This is a genomic window from Streptomyces sp. NPDC033845 (assembly GCF_055576225.1).
In genome coordinates this window covers 83169-109656 of sequence record NZ_JBVIRI010000002.1, presented here as the reverse complement: position 1 = coordinate 109656, position 26488 = coordinate 83169, and the positions used below count along the sequence as shown (strand labels likewise).

Below are 26488 nucleotides of genomic sequence, written 5' to 3'. Positions count from 1 at the left end.
GGGCGTGGCGGCGGGGGCGGGGGCGGGGGGGCCGGTTCGGCGGGTCACAGCATCAGCTCCGAGCGGCGGCGGGGGTTCAGCCGGTCGCGCCAGGCCCCGGCCAGTCCCGCGATGGCGAGGGTCGGGAGGATCAGGCAGAGGCCCGGGAAGAGGGTGGGCCACCAGTCGCCGGCGAGCAGCGAGCCGCGCGCGTTCTGCACCAGACCGCCCAGGCTGGCCTGGTGGGTGGGCAGCCCGAGGCCCAGGAAGGAGAGTGCCGACTCGTGCCACATGGCGTGCGGGACCATCAGCACGGCGGCCAGTCCGGCCTGCGGGAGGACCCCGGGAACCAGGTGCCGGACGGTGATCCGCCAGCGTGAGGCCCCGCCGGACACGGCCGCGTCGACGAAGGGCCGGGAGCGCAGCGAGAGGACTTCGGCGCGCACGATCCGGGCCGTGGACAGCCAGTGGGTGAGGGCCACGGAGACCACCACCGGCCACACGCCGGGCCGGAACAGGGCCACGATGAAGATGCCGAGGAGCAGGTGCGGGACGGAGGACAGGGCGTCGACCACCCGCATCACCAGCCGGTCGGTCCAGCCGCCGAAGGCCCCGGCGGCCGCCCCGACGGCGGTGCCCAGCACGGTGGCGACGGCTGCCGCGACCAGGCCCACCAGCAGGGAGACCCGCAGTCCGTAGACGCAGCGGAGCAGCAGGTCGCGGCCGAGGTCGTCGGTGCCGAAGGGGTGCGTCCAGGAGGGCGGGAGCAGCCGGGCGGAGAGGTCGACGGCCTGCTGGTCGAGCCGGGCGAGCGGGGGGACCAGCAGCACGGCGAGGACCACCACCGCGAGCAGGGCGGCGGAGGCGGCGATCTTGGGGCCTCGGGTGGAGCGGCGGGTGCGGCCGGCGGCCCGCCACGGGGTGCGGGCGGTGTCAGCCATCGAAGCCCACCCGGGGGTCGGCGAGGCCGTAGAGGAGGTCGGACATCAGGTTCCCGAGGAGGACGGCGGCGGTGGCGAGCACGGTCAGCGCGGCCAGCAGCGGGAAGTCCACGGCGGTGGCCGCCTGGACGGTGGCGGCCGCGATGCCGGGCCAGCTGAAGACGGTCTCCACCAGCAGGGCTCCGGTGATGAGTTCGGGGACCCGGGAGCCGATCAGGGTGAGCATGGGCAGCAGTCCGGAGCGGAGCCCGTGGCCGAGCAGCACGGTCCGGCCGGAGAGTCCGCGGGCCCGGGCCCCGCGCACCGGGTCCTCGGCCAGGGCGTCGGCCACGCCCTGGCGGACGTAGAGGAAGAACCAGGGGAGCTGGGAGATGCCGAGGACCAGGGCGGGCAGCACCAGATGGGTGGCGACCTGGCCGGCGGTGACGGTGTCGTCGGCGGCGTCGGTGAGTCCGCCGGAGGGCAGGACGCCGAGGCGGACGGAGAAGAACCAGACGGCGAGCAGGCCGAGCCAGAAGGTCGGGGCGGCCTCCAGGGTGTAGGCGAGCGCGCTGGTGCAGCGGTCCAGCGGGCCGCCCTGGCGGCGGGCGGCGAGCGCGCCGAGGAGGGTGCCGAGCAGCACGGCCACCGCGAAGGCGGTGGCGGCCAGCAGCGCGGACCAGCCGACCCGTTCGGTGATCACCTGGGCGACGGGCTGGCGCATCACCGCGGAGTCGCCGAACTCGCCGGTGAGGGCCGAGGTCAGCCAGTCCCACCAGCGGGTGACCAGCGGCTGGTCCACGCCGAGGTTCTCCCGGAGCCGGTCCAGTTCGGCCCGGGAGGCGGTGAGTCCGGCGCTGCCCGCGTAGGCCTTGACCGGGTCGAAGGGGGAGAGCGCGGCGACGGCGAACACGCCGAAGGTGACGGAGAGCAGGACGGGGGCGGCGAACAGGGCCCGCCGCCCGGCCATCCGCGCCATCGGCCGCCAGGGCAGCCGGCGGGTCACTTCTTCGGCTTCCAGGTCTCCACGTTCCACCAGGGCCCGGTGCCCAGTCCGTGGTCGTGCGGTTCCACCTGGGTGGAGGGGCCGTCCCAGCGGTCGTTCACCACGTACAGGTGGTCGATGTGGGTGAGGAAGACATAGCCGGGGTTCTTGACCAGTTCCCGCTGGACGGTGTCGTACGCGGCCTTGCGGACGGCCCGGTCCCCGCTCGTGCGGCCCTGGACCAGGGCCTTGTCCACCACGGGGTTGTCGTAGCGGGCCATGTTGTTGAAGCCGTCGCCGCCGAGCGTGGAGGTGAGCAGCAGGTACTGGTCGAAGTCGGGGTCGGCGGGGGAGCCGCCGCCGGCCAGGACGGCGTCCGTCTTCATCCGGGGTTCGATGACCTCCCAGGTGCCGGCCTGGACGGTGACCTGGATGCCGGCCTTCTTGGCGTCGGAGGCGAAGGTGAGGGCGTGGTCCTGGCGGAGCTTGTCGCCGGCCGGGTACCAGAGCGGGAAGGCGGCGCGGACCCCGTCCTTGGCACGGATGCCGTCGGCGCCGGGCTTCCAGCCGGCCTCGTCGAGGATCCGGCGGGCCCGGTCGGGGTCGTGGGGGCGTTCGGTGCCGGCCGCGAACCAGGGGCTGCCGGTGGGGACCGGCCCGTAGGCGGCCTTGCCGGCGCCCTCCAGCAGCTGGTCGACCATGGCCTTGCGGTCCACCGCGAGGTCCAGGGCGCGGCGGACCGCGAGGTCCCCGGTGACCGGGTGGTGGGTGGGGAGGGTGACGGTCCGGTAGTCGTAGGAGGTGGCCGCGTAGGTCTTGCGGCCCTTGTCGCGGGCGAAGCCCTCGGCGAGGTTCGGCGGCAGGACGGCGGCGTCGAGCTCTCCGGAGCGGAGGCGGGTGGCGCGGACGTCGTCGTCCTTGATGACGGCCATGGTGAACTTCTTCACCGCGGGGGCGCCGGCCCAGTAGCGGGGGTTGGCCTCGAAGGAGAGCTTCTCGCCCTTGGACCAGGCGGTGAGCCGGTACGGTCCGGTGCCGACCGGGCGGGTGGTGAAGGTGCCGCTGTTGACGTCCTGCCTGCCGGCGAGGTGTTCGGGGGCGATCGGCAGGACGGTCCGCTCGGCGAAGGGTGCGTAGGGGTACTTGAGGCGGAAGACCACCCGGTCCGGGGCGGGGGCCTCGACCGAGGCGAGGGAGTCGAGCTCGCTCCGGGAGGCGTTGTTGGTCTTCGGGTCCAGGATGGTGCGGTAGGTGAAGACCACGTCGGCGGAGGTGAAGGGGGCGCCGTCGCTGAAGGTGACCCCGGGCCGCAGCCGGTAGGTGTAGGTGAGGCCGTCGGCGGAGACCTCGGGGAGCGCGGCGGCGAGCGCGGGCTTCAGCCTCATGTCCGCGTCGTGGGCCAGCAGCCCGTCGAAGATCTTGGAGTTGCCGTCCTTGCCGTAGCCGAGCAGTGGGCTCAGGCTCTCCGGTTCGGTGGCGATGCCGACCACCACGGAGTCCGCACCGCCGCCGGCGGCCTCGGGTCCCTTGCCGGGGTTCGAGCAGGCGGCGGCGCCTGCGATGAGTGCCGCCGCGAGGGCGGTGGCGGCCAGTCCCCGGAGCCCGCGGGCCGTCTTGCTGTGCACGTGCTGGACTTCCCTGCTGATCATTTCTACTTGCAAACCGCTCGCAATACTGCCAGAAGGGATCGATCGAAGACGAACCCGCTCTTGTCCGGTCGCCACCCGGCATGCCATAAAGGTCCAGACCTTTATACGGGAAGGCGAGGGAGGCACTCTCGTGCGACGATCCAGCGTGCCCACCGCGCCGCCGCTCCGCGCGCCGGCCCTCAGCGGTCTGGCCGCCGCTCTGGCCATCACCCTGCTGACCGGCTGCGACAGTCCGGACACCGAGCCCCCGGCCGCCCCCGCCGGCCTCACCGCCCAAGCGGGCAGCGCCAGTTCGGTCCACGTGATGTGGCAGTCGGCCGAGGAGCGGGACGGGGTCACCGGCTACCGGGTGTTCCAGGGCGGCCGGCTGGTCCGCGAACTGCCCGCCGAGAAGACCATGACCGATGTCACCGGGCTCGCCCCCCTCACCCGCTACGCCTTCACCGTCCGGGCCCTGGACGCCGCCGGGAACCTCTCCCCCGCCGCCCCCGAGGCCCGGGTCACCACCCCCGCCGCGCGGGCCGAGGACCGGCGTCCGCCCACCTCCCCGGTCCGCGCCGCCGGCAGCCCGGACGGCCCCCGGGCGGCCCGGCTCTCCTGGTCCGCCGCCACCGACGACTCCGGGGTCACGGCCTACGACGTCTACCAGGGCGGGATCCGCGTCCACACGGTGACCGGGACCGCGACCTCCACCCTGGTCACCGGACTGCGCCCGGACACCGTCTACACCTTCACCGTGCGGGCCCGGGACGGCGCCGACAACTCCTCCGCCGACAGCCCCCCGGTGGACATCTCCACCGGACCGGCCGACGGCGAGGGCCCCGCCACCTCCCCCGCCGACCTCACCGCCACCGCCGCATCCGGCGCCGTCACCCTGGCCTGGACCCCGCCGGACACCGGCCGCGAGACCACCGCGTACGAGCTGTACGTGAACGGGCGGGCCACCACGGTCATCCAGTTCGCCCCCGGCGCGGTCCCGGCCGGCCGGGCCGAGCACCGGCTGACGGTCGCCGAACCGACCGGCACCGTCTGGCGGATCAAGATCCGCGCCCGGCTGCCCGACGGCACCTGGGGCGCCTTCTCCGCCGAACGCCGGGTCTCCCTGATCCGCTGAGGCGCCAACGGGCCATGCCCGCACAGAGATCGAGCACAAAACAGCGGTGTCCGACGACAATTCGATCAACAGCGGTCAGACGGGCGACCTCGCTGGCGGTTCTACGACAGAATCTGACGCCGTGCCGGGAAACCTGCCGCCGGAATCGGCGAGCTTCATCGGCCGGGGACACGAACTCGGCCTGCTGGAAGCCCTGTTGCGTGAGCACCGACTGGTCACCCTGACCGGAGCGGGCGGCGTCGGCAAATCACGCCTCGCCCTGCGGGCCGTCCGGGCGCACGCGCGCGCCCGAAGACCCCGCCCCCGCGACGGGGTCTGGTGGGTGGAGCTCTCCCCGCTGCGCGACCCCGGACTGCTGACCGCCACCGTCGCCCACGCCCTCGGACTCGCCTCGGCCTCCTCCCGGCCGCTGGACGAGGAACTCTGCGCCTGGATGGCGGACAAGGAACTCCTGCTGGTCCTCGACACCTGCGAACACCTGGTCCCGTCCTGCCGCCACCTGGTCGGCGAACTCCTCCAGACCGCCCCCGGGCTCAAAGTGCTGGTCACCACCCGGGAACCGCTCGGCTGCCCCGGCGAGGCCCTGCTCGAACTCAGCCCGCTGCCCGCCGCCGGCCCGGACAGCGACGCCCTCGCCCTCTTCCGCGACCGGGCCCTGACCGCCGCCCCCGCCGCGGCCGCCGCCCTGTTCGCCGACCCGGACCGCGCCGCCCTCGCCGGCGAGGTCTGCCGCCGGCTCGACGGGATCCCGCTCGCCCTGGAACTCGCCGGGGCCCGGCTGCGGCTGTGGAGCCTGGAACAGCTCGCCGAACGGCTCGACCTCCGCTTCGAACCGCTCTCCGTCACCCGGGCCTCCCCGCTCCCCCGGCACCGGACCCTCCGTACCGCCATCGGCTGGAGCCACGAACTGTGCGCCCCGGTGGAACGGCTGCTCTGGGCCCGGCTCTCGGTGTTCGCCGGGGACTTCGACCTCGCCGCCGCCCGGGCCGTGTGCTCCGGCGGCCCGCTGCCGGCCGGCCGGGTGGAACGGGTCCTGGACGCGCTGGTCGCCAAATCGGTGGTCCGCCGCCACTCCCCCGCCCGGCGCCCCGGCGACCCCTCGGAGTGGCCGGACCCCGCGTCCCGGCCCCGGTACCTGATGCTCGACACCGTCCGCGAGTACGGCCACGAGTGGCTGACCGAACTCGGCGAGGCCGGCACCCTCGCCGACCGGCACGCCCACTGGTACGCCCAGCTCGCGCAGGCCGCCGACACCGGCTGGCTGGGCCCCGCCCAGCTGGACTGGCACCGCAGGACCACCGCCGACCACATGCAGCTGCGCACCGCCCTGGAGCACCTGCTCGGCACCGACCCGGCGGCCGCCCTGGAGATGGCCGGGGCCCTGTGGTTCCTCTGGTTCTGCTGCGGCCATCTGCACGAGGGCCGCGGCTTCCTGGAACGGGCCCTGCGGGGCGCCCCGCCCACCACCCCGGCGCACGCCCAGGGCGTGTGGGCCGCCGGGGTGGTCGCCCTCTTCCAGGGCGAGCTGGACACGGCCCGCGCCCTCGCGGAGCGGAGCACCGCCGCGGCGGCCCGGCTGGCCGACCCGGAGCGGGAACTGCGGGCCGCCTACCTCCTGGCGGTGTCGGTCCTGATGCCGGGCGAGCCCGACCGGGCCCTGGAACTGGCCGGCCCGCGCGCCCGGGGGAGCATCGGCGGCCGCACCAGCGGACCCGGCTGGCTGCTGTGCCGGCTGGCCTCGGCGTACGCGCTCTGCGACCTCGGCCGGTTCGAGGAGGCGGCCGAGGAGGCCGGCGGGCTCCGGGAGGCCTGCGCGGAACTCGGCGACCGCTGGCTGCGCTCCTTCGCCGACTACGTCCTGGCGATGGCCGCGCTCGGCCTGGGCCGGCCCGCCGACGCCGTCCGGCACGCCCGGGCCATGCTCGCGGGCAAACGGCTGCTCGGCGACCGCTTCGGCATGGCCCTGGGCCTGGACCTGCTGGCCGCCGCCGTGGCCGCGCTGGGCGACGGGGAACTGGCCGCCTGGCTGCTGGGCAGCGGCCACGCCTGGTGGCACACGGTCGGCCGGCCGCAGATGGGCTCGCCCTCGCTGGCCGCCGTCCGGGAGTCCGGGGAGCGGCAGGCCCGCGCCGCCATCGGCGACGCGGCGTTCGAGCACGCTTTCCGCGGCGGCACGCAGGTGCCCACCGGCTGAGCGGTGACCGGCGGCACCCGCGCGCCTGCTCGGATCGGGGCTCCCGTCAGTACGGGAGCGTTCTCCCCGACGGGGTGCGCAGGTCCAGGTCGCGCGGGGCCGGCTTGGGAACGGGCTTGCGGATCAGCTGCTGGCGCACGGGGTGCCTCCTGGGGTGTCCGGTGACTCAGACCAGGGCCGGGGCCGGACGGTGCGGTGCCACCGTGCGGCCGTCGGGGAGCAGCTCGCCGGTGTCGTCGAAGACGACGGCCCCGTTGCAGAGCAGGCTCCAGCCCTGCTCGGGCCGGGCGGCGACCACGCGGGCCGCCTCTCGGTCGGCGCTGTCGGCGCTGGGGCAGGGGGGCTGGTGGGAGCACATGGCGCACCTCCTCGCAGTGTGGGGCGGAGGGCCGGTGGTCACCCGGTCGGTTCCGCGATCCACGGTGGCCAGGAGTATTACCGATCTCCACCGTGGTGCGGAAGCCATATTCGTGGACCAGTTCAGGGAGCTGCTGCCCGACTACGATGCGCTCATGCCCGCTATCCGGATCTTCCGCCGAACTGACCTCCCGCCGGCCGAGGCCTGGGAACGGCTCACGGACTGGGAACGGCACGGCGCCCAGGTCCCGCTGACCCGGACGGTGGTCCACACCGAGCCGCCCAATCGGGTCGGCACCCGCTTCACGGCCCGTTCCGGGGTGGGAAGGCTCACAGTCGACGACCGGATGGAGGTCGTCCGCTGGCAGCCCCCGGTGGCGGAGCGGGAGGGGCCGGTCCGGGAGGGGCTGGTGCGGCTGGAGAAGCGCGGCCGGTGGGTACTCGGCTGGGCCGAGATCGGGATCGCCGCGGCGCCGGGCGGCGGGTGCACGGTGGAATGGCGGGAGGACCTCCGGCTGACCGGGCTCCCCCGCCTGTTCGACCCCCTGGTGGCGGCGGTGGGGCACCGCCTCTTCGCCCGCGCCCTGGACCGGCTGCTGGCCCGCTAGCGGATCGGCATCCCCGAGAGGGTGCGGGCGATCACCAGGCGCTGGATCTCGCTGGTGCCCTCGAAGATGGTGTAGATGGCGCTGTCGCGGTGCATCCGCTCCACCGGGTATTCGCGGGTGAAGCCGTTGCCGCCGAGGATCTGCACGGCCTGCGCGGTCACCTTCTTGGCGGTCTCGCTGGCGAACAGCTTGGACATGGAGCCCTCGGCCGCGGTGAACGGCTTGCCGGCCACCGCCATCCAGGAGGCCCGCCAGACCAGCAGCCGGGCCGCGTCGATCTGGGTGCGCATGTCGGCGAGCTGGAAGGCCACGCCCTGGTTGTCGATGATCGGGCGGCCGAACTGGGTGCGGGTCATGGCGTACTCCAGGGCCACCTCGTAGGCGGCGCGGGCGGTGCCGACCGCCATCGCGCCGACCGCCGGCCGGGAGGCCTCGAAGGTGGCCATGGCGGCGTTCTTCACCCGCTCGCCGCCGCCCTTGGCGGCCCGCTCACGGGCCCGGGCCAGGCGCTCGTCGAGCTTCTCCTTGCCGCCGAGCAGGCAGGAGCCGGGCACCCGGACGTCCTCCAGGACCACTTCGGCGGTGTGCGAGGCGCGGATGCCGTGCTTCTTGAACTTCTGCCCCTGGGACAGGCCGGGGGTGCGGGGCGGGACGATGAAGGAGGCGTGGCCCTTGGTGCCGAGCTCGGGGTCGACCACGGCGACCACGATGTGGACGTTGGCGATGCCGCCGTTGGTGGCCCAGGTCTTGGTGCCGTTGAGCACCCATTCGTCCGTGGCCTGGTCGTAGACGGCCCGGGTGCGCATGGCGCCGACGTCGGAGCCGGCGTCCGGCTCGGAGGAGCAGAAGGCGGCCACCTTGACGTCGTCCGCGGTGCCGTACATCTGGGGTATCCAGGTGCCGATCTGCTCCTCGGTGCCGTTGGCGACCACGCCGATGGCGGCCAGGCCGGTGCCGACGATGGACAGGGCGATGCCCGCGTCTCCCCAGAACAGCTCCTCCATGGCCATCGGGACGCCGAGGCCGGTCGGGTCGAAGAACTGCTGGGCGTAGAAGTCGAGGGAGTAGATGCCGACCTTGGCGGCCTCCTGGATGACGGGCCAGGGGGTCTCCTCCCGCTCGTCCCATTCGGCGGCGGCGGGGCGGATGACATCGGCGGCGAAGCCGTGGATCCATTCCCGGACCTGCTGCTGGTCCTCGTTGAGCTCCATGGTGAACTCCGCCATGTTCCCCTCCACTATCCTTGCGCCCCAGGTGAGTTACCTGCGGTAACAGATCACAGGACCACCAGTCTGTTACTCACCGGTAGTCACTGTCAACCAAAGGTGCCCATCCCTTCGCTGAGCTGCCACGGGGTCGCCGAGTGTTACGTTGCGTGGGCGTCACGCACATCGCAGAGGGCGGGGAGAGGGACACGGCATGGAGACCACGCAGCAGTCCGGGCAGCAGCCGGGATCGGCCGAGCGCCGCCGGCGGGAGCTGCTCGAAGCGGCCGACCGGGTGGTGCTCCGCGACGGCCCCCGGGCCTCCATGAACGCCATCGCCGCCGAGGCCGGCATCACCAAGCCGATCCTCTACCGCCACTTCGGCGACAAGGCCGGCCTCTACCAGGCCCTCGCCACCCGGCACACCGACGCCCTGCTGGAGTCGCTGCGGGCCGCACTCGACGCCCCGGCCGAACGCCGCGGCCGGGTCGAGGCCACCCTGGACACCTACCTCGCGGCCATCGAGGCCCGGCCCCAGGTCTACCGCTTCCTGATGCACCCCGCCGAGGACTCCCACACCGCCGAACGGGGCTTCGGCGGCTTCGAGGTGGGCCTGCACTCGGCCCCGCTGCTGCGCCGGCTCGGCGAGGAGCTCGCCCAGGTGGTCGCCGAGCGGGTCGACCTCGGCCCGGACGGGGAGCGGCTGGCCCGGATCTGGGGCCACGGGATCGTCGGGATGATGCACGCGGCCGGGGACTGGTGGCTGGGCGAACGCCCCTGCGACCGCGCCGTCCTGGTCAGCGGACTCACCGACCTGCTCTGGGGCCGCCTGGCCACCGCGGGCAACCTCCCCAACGGCCCCGGCTTCTGACCGTACGACGCCCGTACGGCGCGGCCCCCGGGCGGACCGGTCAGTCGCGCGCCGACCAGGGCGCCTTGCGGATGGCCCGCTCCAGCCGGCGCCGCCGCAGCCCCTCGACCCGGTCCCGGTAGACCGTCCCGTCCAGATGGTCGCACTCGTGCTGGAGGCACCGGGCGAAGAACCCGGTGCCCTCCACCCGTACGGGGCCGCCGTCGGAGGTGACCCCCTCGACCACGGCCCGGTCGAAGCGGACCGTGCCCGCCTCCAGCCCCGGCAGCGACAGACAGCCCTCGGGTCCGCGCAGCTCCAGCCCGTCCACCTCCACCAGGCGCGGGTTGACCACGTGGCCGACGTGCCGCCGCTCCTCGTCGTCGGGGCAGTCGTAGACGAACACCCGCTGCCCCACACCGATCTGGTTGGCGGCCAGCCCCACGCCCCGGGCCGCGTACATGGTCGCGAACATGTCCTCGATGAGCCGGTCCAGCGGCGGCCCGAACCCGGTCACCTCGCGGCAGGCGGAATGGAGCACCGGGTCGCCCAGCAGGCTCATGGTGCGGACGATGCCGGTCGTACCCGGGACGGAGCGCTTTCGCATGGCCGTAAGGGTACGACGGGCGAATATATGAGGAGATCCGCGACGCACAGCGGCGCCGCGGTCAAGGGTCCGGCCGGTTCTGGATAGGCTGGGGCCGGACCGACGCAAGGAGGAACAGGGACGATGGCAGGCAACACGGAGCCGCTTTCGCCGCGGGCCAAGCTGGCCGTGACGGCGGGCAAGGCCGCGGCGGCGGTGTCGCGGGCCGCGGGGCGGGGCAGCGGATCAGTGATCGGGGGCAAGGTCGCGCTCAAGCTCGACCCCGATCTGCTCGGCGCGCTGGCGCAGCACCTCGATGTCGTCCTCGTGTCCGCGACGAACGGCAAGACCACGACGACCCGGCTGATCGCCGAGGCCCTGCGGGCCAGCGGTCCGGTCGTCTCCAACGCGCTCGGCGCGAACATGCCCGCCGGCATCACCTCGGCCCTCGCGGGCGGCAGCGACGCCAAGTACGGGGTCATCGAGGTCGACGAGAAGTACCTGGCCGGCGTGGCCCGCGATGTGACCCCCAAGGCCATCGCGCTGCTCAACCTCTCCCGCGACCAGCTGGACCGCGCGGCCGAGACCCGGATGCTCGCCGAGAAGTGGCGGGAGGGGCTCTCCGGCTCCAAGGCGGTCGTGATCGCCAACTGCGACGACCCGCTGATCGTGTGGTCCGCCTCCTCCTCGCAGAACGTGGTGTGGGTGGCCGCCGGCCAGGAGTGGAAGGACGACGCCTGGTCCTGCCCGTCCTGCGGCGGTGTGATGCAGCGCCCCGGCGACGACTGGTTCTGCGGCGAGTGCGGCTTCCGCCGCCCCACCCCCAGCTGGGTGCTCTCCGGCGACCACGTGCTCGACCCGCACGGCAGCGCCTGGCCGATCCAGCTCCAGCTGCCCGGCCGCGCCAACAAGGCCAACGCGGCCACCTCGGCCGCCGTCGCGGCCGTGTTCGGGGTCCCCCCGCAGGTCGCCCTGGAGCGCATGTACCAGGTGCAGGCGGTGGCCGGCCGCTACGACGTGGTGACCTTCCAGAACCGGCAGCTGCGGCTGCTGCTCGCGAAGAACCCGGCGGGCTGGCTCGAAACGTTTTCCCTCATCGACCCGCCGCCCACGCCGGTGATCCTCTCGGTGAACGCGCGCGGCGCCGACGGCACCGACACCTCCTGGCTGTGGGACGTGGACTACCCCCGGCTGGCCGGCCACCCGATCTTCGTGATCGGCGACCGCAAGCTGGACCTGGCGGTCCGGCTGGAGGTCGCGGGCCTGGACTTCCGGGTCTGCGAGACCCTCGACGAGGCCGTGCAGCTGGCGCCGCCCGGACAGATCGAGCTGATCGCCAACTACACCGCCTTCCAGGACGTGCGCCGCCGCGTCGGCAACTAGTACCCATCCCATAAGGACAACAGCATGAGCGACAACAGCCTGCGTCTGGTGTGGGTCTACCCGGACCTGCTCAGCACGTACGGAGACCAGGGCAACGCCCTGGTGGTGGAGCGGCGGGCGCGCCAGCGCGGTCTGGACGTCCAGCGCCTGGACGTCCGCAGCGACCAGCCGATCCCCACCTCCGGGGACATCTACCTGATCGGCGGCGGCGAGGACCGGCCCCAGCGGCTGGCCGCCGAGCGGCTGCTCCGGGACGGCGGCCTGGAGCGCGCCGTCTCCAACGGGGCGATCGTGTTCTCGGTCTGCGCCGGCTACCAGATCCTCGGCCAGGAGTTCGTCAACGACATGGGCGAGCGCCAGCCGGGCCTGGGCCTGCTGGACGTGGTCACCGTGCGCGGCGAGGGCGAGCGGTGCGTGGGCGACGTGCTCGCGGACATCGACCCGCGGCTGAACCTGCCCCCGCTGACCGGCTTCGAGAACCACCAGGGCGTCACCCACCTCGGTCCGACCGCCCGCCCGTTCGCCCGGACCCGGCTGGGCCGCGGCAACGGCACCGGGGACGGTACCGAGGGCGCGTACAACGACACCGTGTTCGGCACGTACATGCACGGTCCGGTGATGGCGCGGAACCCGCAGATCGCGGACCTGCTGCTGAAGCTGGCCCTCGATGTGAACGCGCTGCCGCCGACCGACGACCGCTGGTACGAGGCGCTGCGCAACGAGCGCATCGCGGCGGCCACCCAGCCCGCCTAGGACCCCGCGCGGAACGCCGAGCGGCTCGGCCCGGACCCTCCCCAGGGTCCGGGCCGATGTCATTTCGTACGACCGGCCGGTCCAGTCTGTGGAGGATGGTTCAGTCCACTGCCGATCCGCTTGTAGGGTGACCGGTAGTTCCAACCGGACGACGTGGTCCGGTCGTCGGCCCACGTTGCAAAGGTTCTCCCTGCCATGCGCATTGGTGTGCTCACTTCCGGTGGCGACTGCCCCGGCCTCAATGCCGTCATCCGTTCCGTCGTGCACCGCGCGGTGGTCGACCACGGCGACGAGGTGATCGGCTTCCTCGACGGCTGGAAGGGCCTGCTGGAGGCCGACTACCGCAAGCTGGACCTGGACGCGGTGTCCGGGATCCTGGCCTCCGGCGGCACCATCCTCGGCTCCTCCCGGGTCCAGCCGGCCCATCTGCGCGACGGTGTGGAGCGGGCCCGCGGCCATGTCGCCGACCTCGGCCTGGACGCGATCATCCCGATCGGCGGCGAGGGCACCCTGAAGGCCGCCCATCTGCTCTCCCAGGCCGGACTGCCGATCGTCGGGGTCCCCAAGACCATCGACAACGACATCGCCTCCACCGACGTCACCTTCGGTTTCGACACCGCCGTCGGAGTGGCCACCGAGGCCCTGGACCGGCTGAAGACCACCGCCGAGTCCCACCAGCGCGTGATGGTGGTCGAGGTCATGGGCCGGCACACCGGCTGGATCGCCCTGCACTCCGGGATGGCCGCCGGCGCCCACGCCATCGTGGTGCCCGAGCGCCCCTTCGACATCGAGGAGCTGACCCGGATCGTCGGCGAGCGCTTCTCCGCCGGCAAGCGGTTCGCGATCGTGGTGGTGGCCGAGGGCGCCAAGCCCCGCGAGGGCTCCATGGCCTTCGAGGACGGCGGCAAGGACATCTACGGGCACGAGCGGTTCGCCGGCATCGGCAACCGGCTGGCCGTGGAGCTGGAGGAACGGCTCGGCAAGGAGGCCCGCCCGGTCATCCTCGGCCACGTCCAGCGCGGCGGCACCCCCACCGCCTACGACCGGGTGCTCGCCACCCGCTTCGGCTGGCACGCGGTGGAGGCGGCGCACCGCGGCGAGTTCGGGATGCTGACCGCCCTGCGCGGCACCGAGATCGAGATGGTCCCGCTGGGCGACGCGGTGCAGACCCTGAAGACGGTCCCGGCCGAGCGCTACTCCGAGGCCCAGAACGTCCTCTGATGTCCCGATGGCGCCCCCGGACGCGATGGCGTCCGGGGGCGCCATTACTGTGGTGGGGCACCACGGTCAAGGGAGTGAAGCGATGGATCACAGCGGGCACGGCACGGGCATGCACATGGACCTGCCGCCCTTCACTCTCGGACGCGGGCTGGAGTTCTCCTTCGACGCCTTCTTCCTCTTCGGCTGCCTCGCCGGGCTCGCCCTCTACGGCTGGGGGGTGCTCCGGCTGCGCCGGCGCGGCGACTCCTGGCCGCCGGGCCGCACGGTGGCGTTCGTGCTGGGCGTGCTGAGCATCGGACTGGTGATGTGCACCAAGCTGAACGACTACGGCATGGTCATGTTCAGCGTGCACATGGTCCAGCACATGGTGATCAGCATGGTCTCGCCGATCCTGCTGCTGCTCGGCGCCCCGGTGACCCTGGCCCTGCGGGCGCTGCCGCCGGCCGCCCGCGGCAGCAAGGGGCCGCGCGAGCTGCTGCTGGCCCTGCTGCAGAGCCGGTACATGCGGATCATCACGCACCCGGCGTTCACCATCCCGCTGTTCATCGCCAGCCTCTACGCCCTGTACTTCACCCCGGTCTTCGACTTCCTGATGGGCAGCAGGACCGGGCACATCGCGATGATGGTGCACTTCCTCGCGGTCGGCCTGGTCTTCTTCTGGCCGATCATGGGCGTGGACCCCGGCCCGCACCGCCCCGGCTACGTGATGCGGATGCTGGAGCTGTTCGCCGGAATGCCCTTCCACGCCTTCTTCGGCATCGCCCTGATGATGGGATCCGAGCCGATGATCGGGACCTATGCCAGCCCCCCGCTGTCGCTCGGCATCGACGCCCTCGACGACCAGCAGTGGGCCGGCGGCATCGCCTGGGCGTTCAGCGAGATCCCTTCGGTGCTGGTGCTGATCGCGCTGGTCTACCAGTGGTACCACTCCGAGCAGCGGGCCGCGAAGCGCTCCGACCGGGCCGCGGACCGCGACGGCGACCAGGAGCTGGCGGCCTACAACGCGTATCTGGCCTCGCTCCAGGCGCGTGGCCAGTAGCGCCGGACCGCTTCCAGGCGCCACCATGGGGCATGACCGGATCCGTCAAGACCATGGCCGTGCTCACCGTCGCCGCGCTCGTGGCCGTGGCCCTGTACTCGGTGGCCCTCGGCAGCAACGGCTGGCTGTGGTTCGGGTGGGTGGTCCTCGGGCTGCTCACCGCCGGAGTCGCGGCCTCCGGCAACAACTGAGCCGCGGCGCGGTTTCCCCCGGGGCGTTTCCCTCCCACCGGGGGTGCGTCAGACTGGGCTGCTGTCCACCCGGTAGGAGGGAAAGGCCCCGGTGTTCTACCACGTCCTGAAGCACGTCCTGCTCGGCCCGCTGCTGCGGCTGCTGTTCCGGCCCCGGATCGAGGGGCTGGAGAACATCCCGGACCACGGTGCCGCCATCGTCGCGGGGAACCACCTGTCCTTCTCGGACCACTTCCTGATGCCCGCCATCCTCAGACGGCGGATCACCTTCCTGGCCAAGGCCGAGTACTTCACCGGCCGCGGCCCCAAGGGCCGGCTGACCGCCGCCTTCTTCCGCAGCGCCGGGCAGATCCCGGTGGACCGGTCCGGGAAGGACGCCGGGCAGGCCGCGCTCCGCGAGGGCCTCGGCGTCCTGGCCCGGGGCGAGCTGCTCGGCATCTACCCGGAGGGCACCCGCTCGCACGACGGCCGGCTGTACAAGGGGAAGGTCGGGGTGGCGGCCATGGCCCTGGGCGCCGGGGTGCCGGTCGTCCCCTGCGCGATGGTGGGCACCTTCGAGATCCAGCCGCCCGGCCAGAAGATCCCGAAGATCCGCCGGGTGACGATCCGGTTCGGCGAGCCACTGGACTTCTCCCGGTACGCCGGGCTGGAGGGCGAGAAGGCCGTCCTGCGGGCCGTCACCGACGAGATCATGTACGAGGTCCTCGGACTGTCCGGGCAGGAGTACGTCGACCGCTACGCCGGCGAGGTCAAGGCCGAGGCCGAGGAGGCCCGGAAGAAGGCCCGGCGCTCCGCGCGCTGAGCCTCCCCCCGGGCCGGTCCGGCCGGTCCTAGCGGACCGCGGGGAGCTCCTCCGGCGCGGGGAGCGCGCCGAAGCCGGTGGCGGCCTTCGCCGCCGTGGGGGCCGGGGCCACGGGCGCGGCGTGCGGAGCGCACTTCACGTCCTTGGCGTCGACCCGGCCGGTGAGCAGATAGGTGTCCACGCGGGTGTTGACGCAGGGGTTCACCAGGCTGGTGACCCCGTGCGAGCCCGCGTTCTGCTCGGTGATCAGCCGGGAGCCGGCCAGCCGCTTGTGCAGCGAGACGGCGCCCTGGTACGGGGTGGCGGCGTCGCGCTCGGACTGGACGATCAGCACCGGCGGCAGGCCGCGCTTGGCGCCGACCTCGATCGGGTCGCTCTGCTTGGACTTCCAGGTCGCGCAGGGCAGGTTCATCCAGGCGTTGGACCAGGTGAGGAACGGGTACTTCTCGTGCAGCCGGGTGTTGTCCCGGTTCCACTTGGCCCAGCTGGTGGGCCACTTGGCGTCCGCGCACTCGACGGCGGTGTAGACGGCGTTGCCGTTCTCGGCGGCCGCGTTGCCGGCGAGGTCGCTCATGTCGGGGGCGATGGCGTCGATCAGCGCCTGCTCGTCCCCGGCCTCGTAGGCGGCCCAGGTCTGCGCCACGGGCACCCAGGAGGAGTCGTAGTACGGGGCGCCCTGGAAGAAGCCGATCAGCTCGGCGGGGCCGACGATCCCGCCGAGCGGGGCGGCCTTGGCCCTGGCGCGCAGCTTCTGGTAGCGGGCCTCGACCTGGGCGCGGGTGGTGCCGAGGTGGAAGGAGGCGTCGTTCTTGGCGACCCAGTCCTGCCAGTCGTTCCAGCGGGTCTGGAAGGCGACGTCCTGGCCGAGGTTGGCCTCGTACCAGATGTTGTCCGTGTCGGGGTCGACCACGCTGTCGACGACCATGCGCCGGACATGGGTCGGGAAGAGGGTCGCGTAGACCCCGCCGAGGTAGGTGCCGTAGGAGACGCCGAGGTAGTTCAGCTTGCGCTCGCCGAGGGCGGCCCGGATCACGTCCAGGTCGCGCGCGGTGTTCGGCGTGGTCATGTGCGGCAGCATCTCGCCGCTGCGCTCCTTGCAGCCGTCCGCGTACTCGGCGGCGAGCTTGCGCTGGGCGCGCTTGTCCGCCTCGCTGTCCGGCACCGGGTCGGCCTTGGGGGCCTTCACGAACTCCTGCGGGTCGATGCAGGAGATCGGTGCGGAGTGGCCGACGCCGCGGGGGTCGAAGCCCACGAAGTCGTAGGCCTTGGAGGCGTTGACCCACAGCGGGCTCTTGGTGGTGACCCGGCGCGGGAAGCGCATGCCGGAGCCGCCGGGGCCGCCCGGGTTGTAGACCAGCGCGCCCTGGCGCTCCCGCGGGGTGCCGGTGCTGCCGATGCGGTCGACGGCGAGCTCGATGGTCTTGCCGAAGGGCTTGGTGTAGTCGAGCGGGACCTTCACCCAGCCGCACTGGATGGGCTTCTCCAGGCCCCAGTCGGCCGGACAGTCCTTCCAGGCGATCCCGGCGTGGGCGGCGCGCGCGGCGGCGATCTGCACGCCCAGCGACTCCGGGATCCCGTGGCGGCGGCTGTCCGCGGTCGCCGCCGGGGCGAGCAGCAGTCCGGCGGCCAGGGCGCCCGCGGTGAGTGTGGCGGCGCTCCCCAGCGCCGCGGTGCGTATCACGTGGTTGTTCCCCCTGCGTCAAGTGCCGCGTGGCGCGGCACGGTTCGGGTGCAAGGGGATCCTTGCGCCTGCTCCGGGGGCGGGGACAGAGCGGGGCCCGGTTCTTTGCCAAGCCGATAACCGGTATCGGGTGTACCGCTGAGCGGGGCCGCCGTTCACCGGGTCTTCGGCGCGCGGTTCACGGCCGGTCACGGCCGTAGGCGCGGCAGGCCAGGTCGAGGACCTCGCGCAGCCGGAGGGCGTCCGGGGCGAGGGCGGTGACCAGGACCCCCGGTCCGGCCAGCGGGGTGAGGGCGGCCAGCTCGCCCAGCATCCGGGCCTCCATCGGTGAGTCCTCGAACTCCGGGTCGATGATGAGGAGTTGGCCGAGGGCCCGGTGTCCGGCGAGGCCGGCGGGCCCGTCCCAGCCGTCCGGGGCGCCGGGCCCGGTCCGGGTCTCCTGGTCCAGCAGCGGGCGGCCGTCGTAGTCGGCGGTCAGCCGGCTGCGGAGCAGGCCGGGGGCCTCGCCCGTACGGCCGAGCACCTGCTCCTCGCGGTACAGCAGCCGGGCCCCCGCGGCGAGCCGGATCCGGGTGGTGACCCGCAGGTCGCTGCCGCGCACCGACACCAGCGGTTCGGGCAGCCAGCTCAGGGCCGCACCCTCCGCGAGGGTGAGGCCGACCTCGTAGTGGGCGGGGTCGCCGTACGGGCCGGGCAGGGCCAGGGTGGCCGCGGCCGAGCCGACCCGGAGCCGGGCGGCGGGGCCCAGGGCGGCCCGGACGGTCAGATGGTCCCCGCCGAGCGGTCCGCTCATCGCCCCCACCAGGGTGACCGCGGCCTCGCCGCCACCGCCCCGGGTGCGGCGCGGGGCGAGCGGCCCCTCGCCGCTGAGCAGCGGGAGGGCGGTGCCGCCCCGGCCGTCGGCCTCGGCGAGGATCTCGGCGGTGGCCCGCAGCCCCGGGTCCCTGCGGACGGGTGCGGCGGGTGCGGGGACGGCCGCCGGGGCTGCGGGGGCGGGTGCGGGGGCGGCGGTCACCGGTCGGCCCAGGCGGTGACCTGTTCCCGGACCCAGTCGGCAACCGGGCCCACGCCCTCGGGGGTGCGCAGGGACTGGAAGACCACCGGCAGGTGGGCCCGCTGCGCGGCGGCGTCCCGGGCCATCCGCTCCAGGTCGGAGCCGACGTAGGGGGCGAGGTCGGTCTTGTTCACCACCAGCAGGTCGGCGGTGGTGACCCCGGGGCCGCCCTTGCGCGGGATGTCGTCCCCGCCGGCCACGTCGATGACGAAGATCTGGGCGTCGACCAGGCCCCGGGAGAAGGTGGCGGTGAGGTTGTCCCCGCCGGACTCCACCAGGACCAGGTCCAGCGGTCCGGTCTCGCCGAACGCCTCCTCCAGTTCCTCCACGGCCTCCAGGTTGGCGGAGATGTCGTCGCGGATGGCGGTGTGCGGGCAGGCGCCGGTCTCCACGGCGGCGATCCGCTCGGGCGGCAGCACGGCCTCGCGGAGCAGGAACTCGGCGTCCTCACGGGTGTAGATGTCGTTGGTGACCACGGCCATGGAGTAGTCGGCGCGCAGCAGCCGGCACAGGGCGGCGACGGTGGCGGTCTTGCCGGAGCCGACCGGGCCGCCGAGTCCGATCCGTACGGCGCGCCGGGATCCGTCGGGGCGCAGCGGCGGGGCGCTGTGGGTGTGCCGGTGCGGGTAGGTGACGGCGTGGTCGAGGTGCATGGCGGGGGCCTTCCGGGGTCGGACGGGCGGAGCGGGGACATCGGGGCGAAGAGATCGGGGCGGGGCCGCGGCGGGCGGCGGGTCGGCCGACGGATCAGGGGGCGGGGAGCCGGCGGGGCGGGGGATCAGGAGGCGAAGAGGCGTACCGGCCAGTCGGCATGGGCCTGGGCCGCGATGTCGAGCAGCGGTGAGGAGGGCGCCGGCAGGGTGTGGACCCCGTCGCGGCGGGCGGTGTGGGCGGCGTCCGCGGCCTCCTCGGCGACCCGGTCCACGGCGGGCCCGAGCCGGGCCAGCACCCCGCTGGCCTCGAAGGGGTCCAGCCCGAGCAGCCGTACGGTGGCGGAGGCCGGGCCGCCGACGCTCTCGTACGCGCAGATGTGCGCCGCCTCGGCGGGCCCGAGCCCGGCGGCCCGGACGGTGACGCCGAGGACCACGGGCTGGTGGGCGCCGCGCGGGAAGGCCGCGGCCAGCGCGTCCAGCGCCGGGTCCGGCCAGGTGGACCGGGCGGCCCGGATCAGCTGCCGGCCGAGCCGGCGGGCGGCGGCGCGCAGGGCGGGCGAGGGGGTGCGGGCGTCGGCGGCGGCGTCCAGGGCCTTGGCGTCCAGCGGGAGGGCGGCCGCGGCGGCGAGGGCGGCCGCGGTGAGTCCGGCGGTGTGCAGCCGGCCCCGGCAGAACTCCTCCAGGGTGGCGGCGTCATGGATCCGGCCGGCCCGGACGGCGGCCTCGGCACCGCCCGAGTGGGCGTGCCCGCCGGCCGGGAACCGGCCGTCGGACAGCAGAAGCAGCGCGGATCTGCTCATCGGGTGACCGCCATCAGAAGAGGAAGTAGCGCTGGGCCATGGGCAGTTCCGCGGCGGGGGCGGGCTCGACCGGTTCGCCGTCGATGGTCACGGTGAAGGTGTCGGCGTCGACCTCGACCCGGGGCCGGGCGTCGTTGTTGCGCATATCGGCCTTGGTGACCTCGCGGGTGCTCTCGATGGCCACGAACTCCTTGCCCAGACCTAGGCGTTCGGGAAGGTGGTCGTCGAGTGCCGCCTGGGCGGTGAAGTTGACCGAGTTGTGGGCGGGGGCGCGCCCGTGGCTGCCGAACATGGGCCGGGGCAGCACCGGTTGCGGGGTGGGGATGGAGGCGTTGGCGTCGCCCATCTGGGCGTAGGCGATCTGGCCGCCCTTGATGACCAGCTGGGGTTTGACGCCGAAGAAGGCGGGTTCCCACAGGACCAGGTCGGCGAGCTTTCCGGTCTCCACCGAGCCGACCTGGCGGGCCAGGCCCTGGGCCACGGCCGGGTTGATCGTGTACTTGGCGATGTAGCGGCGGGCCCGGTGGTTGTCGGCGGGTCCGTCGCCGGGCAGCGCGCCCCGGCGCCGCTTCATCACGTGGGCGGTCTGCCAGGTCCGCAGGATGACCTCGCCGATGCGGCCCATGGCCTGGGCGTCGGAGGAGATGATCGAGATGGCGCCGAGGTCGTGCAGGACGTCTTCGGCGGCGATGGTGGAGGGGCGGATCCGGGACTCGGCGAAGGCGAGGTCCTCGGGGACGGCCGGGTTGAGGTGGTGGCAGACCATGAGCATGTCGAGGTGTTCCTCGACGGTGTTGACGGTGTGCGGCCGGGTGGGGTTGGTGGAGCTGGGCAGCACATGGGCCTCGCCGACCACGGTGATGATGTCGGGTGCGTGGCCGCCGCCCGCGCCCTCGGTGTGGTAGGCGTGGATGGTGCGGCCGCCGATGGCGGCGAGGGTGTCGCCGACGAACCCGGCCTCGTTGAGGGTGTCGGTGTGGATGGCGACCTGGGCGCCGGTCTCCTCGCAGACGGTCAGGCAGGCGTCGATCACCGCGGGGGTGGCCCCCCAGTCCTCGTGGATCTTGAATCCGAGGGCGCCGCCGCGCAGCTGGGAGTACATGGCCTCGCGGGACATGGTGTTGCCCTTGCCGAGCAGGCCGATGTTGACGGGGTGGGACTCCAGGGCGGCGAACATCCGGGCCAGGTGCCAGGGGCCGGGGGTGACGGTGGTGGCCTTGCTGCCCTCGGCGGGGCCGGTGCCGCCGCCGACCAGGGTGGTGATCCCGGAGGCCAGGGCCTCGTCGACGATGGTCGGGGAGATGAAGTGGACGTGGGTGTCGATGGCCCCGGCGGTGAGGATCTTCCCGTTGCCGGAGATGATCTCGGTTTCCGGGCCGATGACCAGCGCGGGGTCGACCCCGTCCATGGTGTCGGGGTTGCCCGCCTTGCCGATGCCGGTGATCCGTCCGTCCCGGAGGGCGATGTCGGCCTTGACGATGCCCCAGTGGTCGAGGATCACGGCGCCGGTGATGACGGTGTCGGGGGCGCCCTCGGCGCGGGTGGTGCGGGCCTGTCCCATGGACTCGCGGATGACCTTGCCGCCGCCGAACACGGCCTCGTCGCCGGCCCGGCCGGGGCCGCCGCACAGATCGGTTTCGACCTCGATCAGCAGGTCGGTGTCGGCGAGCCGGATCCGGTCGCCGGCGGTGGGGCCGAAGAGGTCGGCGTAGACCTCTCTGGAGACCTCAGCCATCGAGCGGCCCTCCGGTCTCCCCGCGCAGGCCCGGTACGGTGCGCAGGCCGGACAGCGGGACGAGTTCGACGGCCACCGGGATGCCGGGTTCGAAGCGGGTGGCGGTGCCGGCGGCTATGTTCAGTCGCCGGCCGCGGGCGGCGGCGCGGTCGAAGTCGAGGCCGGGGTTGGCCTCGGCGAAGTGGTAGTGGGAGCCGACCTGCACGGGGCGGTCGGCCGCGTTCAGCACGGTGAGGCGGGTGACCGGGCGGCCCTCGTTGAGGAGGACCGGGCCGTCGCCGTAGTGGATCTCGCCGGGGATCATGTCCTGCTCTCAGACGATCGGGTGGTGCACGGTGACGAGTTTGGTGCCGTCCGGGAAGGTGGCCTCGACCTGGACGTCATGGATCATTTCGGGAATGCCGGCCATGACCTGGTCGCGGCCGAGGACGGTGCGTCCGGAAGCCATCAGTTCGGCCACCGTCCGGCCGTCCCGGGCCCCTTCGAGGATGTGGGAGGTGATCAGGGCTATCGCCTCCGGGTGGTTGAGGAGCACGCCGCGGTCCCTGCGCCTGGCGGCGACATCGGCCGCCACGTGGATGAGCAGGCGTTCCTGCTCATGTGGTGTCAACTGCACCTGAATCCCCCGGTTCCCGGTTCCATCACCATGATCGTTCGAAAGACCGTGGCAGACCCTAACGGCCTTCAACAGCTTGTTGACCCCTGGTTGTCCGTCCCAACGCATTCCTGACCTGGGCTGGGGAATCCTTTTCGAGCCAACTACGGCCGCTTTACCGTTCCATGAGCCCCTCCAGACCGTCCGCTCACCTTCCGGTCACCCTCGGGACCGGCGTTCGGCCCGGGCCCGGTCCGCGTCCACCACGCTAGGCCGACCGTTTTTCCGCCGCGTTACCGCGTGTTTCGGGGAGCGGTCCGGTTCCGGCGGCTCCCCGCGCCGACGGTCGCTCCGTATACGGCGCGGGCGGCCCGCGGGCCTCGCTCATTCGGAGTAGCCGGGGAATCGGGGGGCCGGAAAGCCGACTTCGGGCCGCACCCGCCCGGGCGGGGAGGCAACGCCGCTGGTCGGAGCGGGGTTTGGCGGGGCGGGCGGCCGATCGGCGGAACACCGGGGCAGGGGGCCCAAACAAGTGACGCAAAGGTTATTTAGGTGCCTTAGCGCACAAATCGGGGCATTTCTGGGCCAGGATCTCCCGGCAACAGCTCCGCCACCCCGGTGGAGCCGACCGGAAGGGTTCCGATGTCCGCGTTCCCGCACGCCCTGCCGCCCACCGTGACCCGCGTCGGTGTCACCGCCGCCCTCACCCTCGCCGTGGTCGGCGGCACGCTTCCGGTCCCGGGGGCCGTCACCGCGGCGGAGGCCGCAACCGGCCATGCCAGGAGGGCACTCCAGGTGGCCGCCTCCAAACAGGGCGCGCCCTACCAGTGGGGCGCCACCGGGCCGAAGGCCTTCGACTGTTCGGGGCTGACCCAGTTCTCGTACAAGGAGGCCGGCAAGGCGCTCCCCAGGACGGCGGCCCAGCAGTACGACCGCACCGCACGCACCGGACCGGGCTCCCGCCGCCAGGGGGACCTGGTCTTCTTCCTGTCCGGGGGCAGGGTGTACCACGTGGGGGTCTACGCGGGGGGCGACAAGATCTGGCACTCCCCCAAACCAGGCGGAACGGTTCGCCTGGAGAAGATCTGGAGCCGCGAGGTCACCTACGGCCGGGTCGGATGACCCCGACGGGCCGCGGCGCGGTCAGTGCGCCGGCGAGGGCGCCGGGGCGCCGACCGTCCAGGGCAGGGCGATCCAGACGGTCTTGCCGCCCTCCTCCGTCGGGACCACGGACAGCCGCCCGCCCGATTCGACCGCGAGCCAGCGGATGATGACCATCCCCCGCCCGTTGTCCTGCTGGACCGCGGCGGGAAGGCGTTTCGGCCAGCGCGAGTGGCTGTCGGTCACCCCCACCCGCAGCAGCTCCTCGCGTTCCAGCCGGACCTCCACGGTGAAGGTGGGCGACTGGCCGAGGGTGTGCTGGACGGCATTGGTGGCGAGTTCGGAGACGATCAGCCGGACGGTGTCGGCCGTGATGTGGTCGTCGGGCAGGCCCCATGAACCCAGGACCTCGGCGACGTAGCGGCGGGCGGTGGACACCGAGGCGGGATCGCTCGGCAGAGTGACGGATGCTTCCTGGTGGTCTGCCATGGCGCGGGTCCCTTTCCCACCGGGGTGGATACGCCCCGGATCTGTGCTTCGCGCCAGACTGCCACTGTTCGCCCGCCCACGGCGGCCGTTCCCCCAAGATCTGCATATATCTGTCGCCCGAAGCGGTGAACTCTGCTACGCGAGACCGTATTTGGGGGGCAGACTGATGACAGCTGTGCCGGTGGAAGGGGAGGCGGGTATGCAGCACGGTCCCGCGGTGCGCCGGCGCAAGCTCGGCGAGGAACTGCGTGCGCTGCGCGACCGGTCGGGGCTCACCAGCGGTGAGGCCGCCCGGATCGTGGGATGGCACCAGTCGAAAATCAGCCGCATCGAGACGGGCCGCAGTGGCGTGAAACCCGAGGACGTACGGCTGTTGCTGGACGCCTACGGGGGCGTGGGAGCCCAGCAGCGCGCCCTGCTGGAGGCGCTGTCCGCCTCGGCCGCACCGCCCGCCGGACCGGCCGGCGGTGGCCGCGGCCGCCAGTGGTGGCACGACTACCGGGGCCTGCTGCCGCAGGAGTACCGGGACTTCATCAGCCTGGAGGCGGGGGCCCGTTCGGCCCGGACGGTGGAACTGTCGGTGGTACCGGGGCTGCTGCAGACCCCCGCCTACGCACGTGCCGTGACCAGGGCGGCCCTCGGCGGACTGCCGGAACCCAAGGTGGACGCGCTGGTGGAGGTGCGGCTGGCCCGGCAGTCGGTGCTGCGGGCCGATCCGCCGCTGGAGTTGAGCGCGGTGCTGGACGAGGCCGTGCTGCGGCGGGAGATCGGCGGGCCGGGGGTGATGGCGGAGCAGCTGCGGCATCTGGTGCGCGTGGCCCGGCTGCCCCAAGTCCGCCTCCAGGTCTTGCCGTTCAGCGTGGGGGGTCATCTCGGCCTGACCGGACCGTTCGTAATTTTCTCATTTCCGAGCATCGCCGATCTGGATGTGGTGGTACTCGACCATCTGACGAGTAGCCTCTATCTGGAGCGGAAGGAAGACCTTGAGGCGTACGGCGCCGCGTTCCGCACCATCCAGGCGCACGCCCTCCCGCCCCAGGACTCGTCGGAACTGATCAGCGTGATCGCGGATGTGATCGCTGACGACGCGTAAGGAGGCCCAGCCCGTGTCCGCAACCCCCGCCCCTCCCAGCGGACTCCTGTACGGCGCGGCATGGCGGCGGAGCAGCCGCAGCACCGGGATGAACAACTGCGTGGAGGCCGCCGAACTCTCCGGCGGCCTGCTGGCCGTCCGCGACTCCAAACGGACGGACGGCCCGGCCGTGCTCTTCACCGGCCCGGCCTGGACCGGATTCCTCGCATCGGTCCGCGCGGACGCGCCACCGGAATGACCCCTCGGGGCCACCCGGCCGGTCAGCGGGCGGCTCCCTCCGGAGCGGTCCGCAGGATCGTCCCGACGGCCCGGGAGATCTCCTCCCCCGTGAGATCGGCCCGCGCGGTCAGCCGCAGCCGGGAGATGCCGTCCGGCACGGACGGCGGCCGGAAGCAGCCCACGGACAGTCCCGCCTCACGGCAGTCGGCGGCCCAGCGCAGTGCCGCCGAAGCCGAAGGGGCCCGCACCGACACCACGGCCGCGTCCGGCCGGGCCGCGGTCAGGCCGGACGCGGTCAGCCGCCCGTGCAGCTCGGCGGCCACCTCCCGGGCCCGGCCGGCCCGCTCCGGCTCACGGGCCAGCAGCCGCAGGGCCGCCAGCGCCGCACCCGCCGCGGCCGGCGCCAGCCCGGTGTCGAAGATGAACGTACGGGCGGTGTTCACCAGATGCCGCACCACCTTGGCCGGACCCAGCACCGCACCGCCCTGGCTGCCCAGCGACTTCGACAGGGTCAGCGTGGCCACCACACCGGGCGCGCCCGCCAGACCCGCCGCGTGCGGAGCGCCCCGGCCGGCCTCGCCCAGGACACCCAGCCCGTGCGCGTCGTCCACCACCAGGGCCGCGCCCTCCTCCCGGCAGACCGCGGCGTAACCGGCCAGCGGGGCCGCGTCCCCGTCCACCGAGAACACCGAGTCGGTGACCAGCAGGGCGCGGGTGCCCGGCGCCCGGGCGGCCAGCGCCTTGCGGGCCGCCTCGGGGTCGGAGTGCGGGATCACGGCGGTCTCGGCCCGGGAGAGCCGGCAGCCGTCCACGATCGAGGCGTGGTTCCCGGCGTCGGAGACCACCAGGGCGCCGCGCCCGCTGAGCGCGCTGACCGCCGCCAGGTTCGCCGCGTACCCGGAGGACAGCACCAGGGCGGCCTCGAACCCGCAGTGGGCGGCCAGCTCGCGTTCCAGTTCGGCGTGGAGTTCGGTGGTGCCGGTGACCAGCCGGGAACCGGTGGCCCCGCCGCCCCAGCGCTCGGCCGCCTCGCGCGCCCCGCGGATCGTCTCGGGGTGCCGGGACAGGCCCAGGTAGTCGTTGCTCGCCAGGTCCAGGAGCCCGGAATCGGCGGGCCGAGGGCGCAGGGTCCGCACCAGACCGGCCGCCTCACGGGCCCGCGCCTCGTCGTCGATCCAGGCGAACACGTCCATCGGCTGATCCTCGCGTCCTGAAGTTTTGTCGGCTGTCCA

General features: G+C 73.3%; 28 protein-coding genes. 13 read left to right on the top strand and 15 right to left on the bottom strand.

Features of this window, described 5'->3' with window-relative positions:
* Positions 1-44: 44 nt before the first annotated feature.
* From ACZ50K_RS04665 to ACZ50K_RS04655, 3 genes are read right to left on the bottom strand one after another with little or no spacing between them, the layout of a single operon-like run.
* Complete coding sequence (locus tag ACZ50K_RS04665) at positions 45-920, bottom strand: ABC transporter permease (RefSeq protein ID WP_468897459.1); 876 nt, start codon at positions 918-920, stop codon at positions 45-47.
* Positions 913-1878, bottom strand: a complete 966-nt coding sequence (locus tag ACZ50K_RS04660; RefSeq protein WP_468898447.1) for an ABC transporter permease — start codon at positions 1876-1878, stop codon at positions 913-915. The genes ACZ50K_RS04665 and ACZ50K_RS04660 overlap by 8 nt, the downstream gene beginning before the upstream one ends.
* A 23-nt stretch (positions 1879-1901) precedes the next feature.
* Positions 1902-3533 (bottom strand): ABC transporter substrate-binding protein, encoded by a 1632-nt coding sequence (locus ACZ50K_RS04655; RefSeq protein ID WP_468897457.1) that lies wholly within the window; start codon positions 3531-3533, stop codon positions 1902-1904.
* Positions 3534-3663: 130 nt separating this feature from the next.
* Between ACZ50K_RS04655 and ACZ50K_RS04650 the strand changes: the two genes are divergently transcribed.
* Positions 3664-4647 (top strand): fibronectin type III domain-containing protein, encoded by a 984-nt coding sequence (locus tag ACZ50K_RS04650; RefSeq protein ID WP_468897455.1) that lies wholly within the window; start codon positions 3664-3666, stop codon positions 4645-4647.
* 121 nt (positions 4648-4768) lie between these two features.
* Positions 4769-6841: an ATP-binding protein gene (locus ACZ50K_RS04645; RefSeq protein WP_468897453.1), complete on the top strand. Its 2073-nt coding sequence runs from the start codon at positions 4769-4771 to the stop codon at positions 6839-6841.
* A gap of 166 nt (positions 6842-7007) precedes the next feature.
* Here the strand turns inward: ACZ50K_RS04645 and ACZ50K_RS04640 are convergent, their stop codons facing one another.
* Positions 7008-7199 (bottom strand): DUF5999 family protein, encoded by a 192-nt coding sequence (locus ACZ50K_RS04640; protein ID WP_468897451.1) that lies wholly within the window; start codon positions 7197-7199, stop codon positions 7008-7010.
* 154 nt (positions 7200-7353) lie between these two features.
* Here ACZ50K_RS04640 and ACZ50K_RS04635 point away from each other — a divergent pair, with 154 nt between their 5' ends.
* Positions 7354-7806: an SRPBCC family protein gene (locus ACZ50K_RS04635; RefSeq protein ID WP_468897449.1), complete on the top strand. Its 453-nt coding sequence runs from the start codon at positions 7354-7356 to the stop codon at positions 7804-7806.
* Here ACZ50K_RS04635 and ACZ50K_RS04630 read toward each other — a convergent pair.
* A complete protein-coding gene (locus tag ACZ50K_RS04630) occupies positions 7803-9032 on the bottom strand; it encodes an acyl-CoA dehydrogenase family protein (protein ID WP_468897446.1) in 1230 nt (409 codons plus the stop codon). The two genes, ACZ50K_RS04635 and ACZ50K_RS04630, sit on opposite strands and share 4 nt — an antisense overlap.
* A gap of 193 nt (positions 9033-9225) precedes the next feature.
* On the opposite strand from ACZ50K_RS04630, the gene ACZ50K_RS04625 reads away from it, so the two are divergent.
* Positions 9226-9882, top strand: a complete 657-nt coding sequence (locus tag ACZ50K_RS04625; protein WP_468897444.1) for a TetR/AcrR family transcriptional regulator — start codon at positions 9226-9228, stop codon at positions 9880-9882.
* A 40-nt stretch (positions 9883-9922) separates the two neighbouring features.
* On the opposite strand, the gene def is transcribed toward ACZ50K_RS04625, so the two are convergent.
* Positions 9923-10468, bottom strand: a complete 546-nt coding sequence (gene def, locus ACZ50K_RS04620) for a peptide deformylase (RefSeq protein WP_468897442.1) — start codon at positions 10466-10468, stop codon at positions 9923-9925.
* A 123-nt stretch (positions 10469-10591) separates the two neighbouring features.
* Here def and ACZ50K_RS04615 point away from each other — a divergent pair, with 123 nt between their 5' ends.
* The 6 genes from ACZ50K_RS04615 to ACZ50K_RS04590 all read left to right on the top strand — a co-directional run bounded on the left by ACZ50K_RS04615 (position 10592) and on the right by ACZ50K_RS04590 (position 15836).
* A complete protein-coding gene (locus ACZ50K_RS04615; protein ID WP_468897440.1) occupies positions 10592-11830 on the top strand; it encodes a MurT ligase domain-containing protein in 1239 nt (412 codons plus the stop codon).
* 24 nt (positions 11831-11854) lie between these two features.
* Positions 11855-12583 (top strand): type 1 glutamine amidotransferase, encoded by a 729-nt coding sequence (locus ACZ50K_RS04610; RefSeq protein WP_468897437.1) that lies wholly within the window; start codon positions 11855-11857, stop codon positions 12581-12583.
* A gap of 195 nt (positions 12584-12778) precedes the next feature.
* Positions 12779-13804 carry a 6-phosphofructokinase gene (locus tag ACZ50K_RS04605; protein ID WP_468897435.1) on the top strand — a complete coding sequence of 342 codons (1026 nt, stop codon included), beginning with the start codon at positions 12779-12781 and terminating at the stop codon, positions 13802-13804.
* 82 nt (positions 13805-13886) lie between these two features.
* Positions 13887-14843 carry a cytochrome c oxidase assembly protein gene (locus ACZ50K_RS04600; RefSeq protein WP_468897433.1) on the top strand — a complete coding sequence of 319 codons (957 nt, stop codon included), beginning with the start codon at positions 13887-13889 and terminating at the stop codon, positions 14841-14843.
* A 32-nt stretch (positions 14844-14875) separates the two neighbouring features.
* Positions 14876-15034, top strand: coding sequence for a hypothetical protein (locus ACZ50K_RS04595; protein WP_468897431.1), 159 nt, complete (start codon positions 14876-14878; stop codon positions 15032-15034).
* Between the two features lie 91 nt (positions 15035-15125).
* Complete coding sequence (locus ACZ50K_RS04590; protein WP_468897428.1) at positions 15126-15836, top strand: lysophospholipid acyltransferase family protein; 711 nt, start codon at positions 15126-15128, stop codon at positions 15834-15836.
* Positions 15837-15864: 28 nt separating this feature from the next.
* Here the strand turns inward: ACZ50K_RS04590 and ACZ50K_RS04585 are convergent, their stop codons facing one another.
* The 7 genes from ACZ50K_RS04585 to ACZ50K_RS04555 form a co-directional block, all read right to left on the bottom strand.
* Positions 15865-17517 carry an alpha/beta hydrolase gene (locus tag ACZ50K_RS04585; protein ID WP_468897425.1) on the bottom strand — a complete coding sequence of 551 codons (1653 nt, stop codon included), beginning with the start codon at positions 17515-17517 and terminating at the stop codon, positions 15865-15867.
* A gap of 178 nt (positions 17518-17695) precedes the next feature.
* Positions 17696-18451 (bottom strand): urease accessory protein UreD, encoded by a 756-nt coding sequence (locus tag ACZ50K_RS04580; protein WP_468898445.1) that lies wholly within the window; start codon positions 18449-18451, stop codon positions 17696-17698.
* Positions 18452-18528: 77 nt separating this feature from the next.
* Positions 18529-19224, bottom strand: a complete 696-nt coding sequence (gene ureG, locus ACZ50K_RS04575) for an urease accessory protein UreG (protein ID WP_468897423.1) — start codon at positions 19222-19224, stop codon at positions 18529-18531.
* Between the two features lie 125 nt (positions 19225-19349).
* Positions 19350-20024: an urease accessory protein UreF gene (locus tag ACZ50K_RS04570; RefSeq protein WP_468897421.1), complete on the bottom strand. Its 675-nt coding sequence runs from the start codon at positions 20022-20024 to the stop codon at positions 19350-19352.
* Positions 20025-20037: 13 nt separating this feature from the next.
* Entirely contained in the window at positions 20038-21759 is a 1722-nt protein-coding gene (locus ACZ50K_RS04565) for an urease subunit alpha (RefSeq protein WP_468897418.1), read from the bottom strand.
* Positions 21752-22063: an urease subunit beta gene (locus tag ACZ50K_RS04560; protein ID WP_468897416.1), complete on the bottom strand. Its 312-nt coding sequence runs from the start codon at positions 22061-22063 to the stop codon at positions 21752-21754. The genes ACZ50K_RS04565 and ACZ50K_RS04560 overlap by 8 nt, the downstream gene beginning before the upstream one ends.
* Before the next feature lie 9 nt (positions 22064-22072).
* The gene (locus ACZ50K_RS04555) at positions 22073-22375 is read right to left on the bottom strand and encodes an urease subunit gamma (RefSeq protein WP_468897414.1); all 303 of its coding nucleotides are present in this window, start codon (positions 22373-22375) and stop codon (positions 22073-22075) included.
* A gap of 621 nt (positions 22376-22996) precedes the next feature.
* Between ACZ50K_RS04555 and ACZ50K_RS04550 the strand changes: the two genes are divergently transcribed.
* Positions 22997-23476: a C40 family peptidase gene (locus tag ACZ50K_RS04550; protein ID WP_468897411.1), complete on the top strand. Its 480-nt coding sequence runs from the start codon at positions 22997-22999 to the stop codon at positions 23474-23476.
* A 21-nt stretch (positions 23477-23497) separates the two neighbouring features.
* Here the strand turns inward: ACZ50K_RS04550 and ACZ50K_RS04545 are convergent, their stop codons facing one another.
* Positions 23498-23944 (bottom strand): ATP-binding protein, encoded by a 447-nt coding sequence (locus ACZ50K_RS04545; protein WP_468897409.1) that lies wholly within the window; start codon positions 23942-23944, stop codon positions 23498-23500.
* Positions 23945-24143: 199 nt separating this feature from the next.
* On the opposite strand from ACZ50K_RS04545, the gene ACZ50K_RS04540 reads away from it, so the two are divergent.
* Positions 24144-25037 carry a helix-turn-helix domain-containing protein gene (locus tag ACZ50K_RS04540; RefSeq protein WP_468897407.1) on the top strand — a complete coding sequence of 298 codons (894 nt, stop codon included), beginning with the start codon at positions 24144-24146 and terminating at the stop codon, positions 25035-25037.
* Positions 25038-25050: 13 nt separating this feature from the next.
* Complete coding sequence (locus tag ACZ50K_RS04535; protein ID WP_468897403.1) at positions 25051-25275, top strand: DUF397 domain-containing protein; 225 nt, start codon at positions 25051-25053, stop codon at positions 25273-25275.
* Positions 25276-25297: 22 nt separating this feature from the next.
* Here the strand turns inward: ACZ50K_RS04535 and ACZ50K_RS04530 are convergent, their stop codons facing one another.
* A complete protein-coding gene (locus ACZ50K_RS04530) occupies positions 25298-26449 on the bottom strand; it encodes an 8-amino-7-oxononanoate synthase (protein ID WP_468897401.1) in 1152 nt (383 codons plus the stop codon).
* Positions 26450-26488 lie beyond the last annotated feature (39 nt).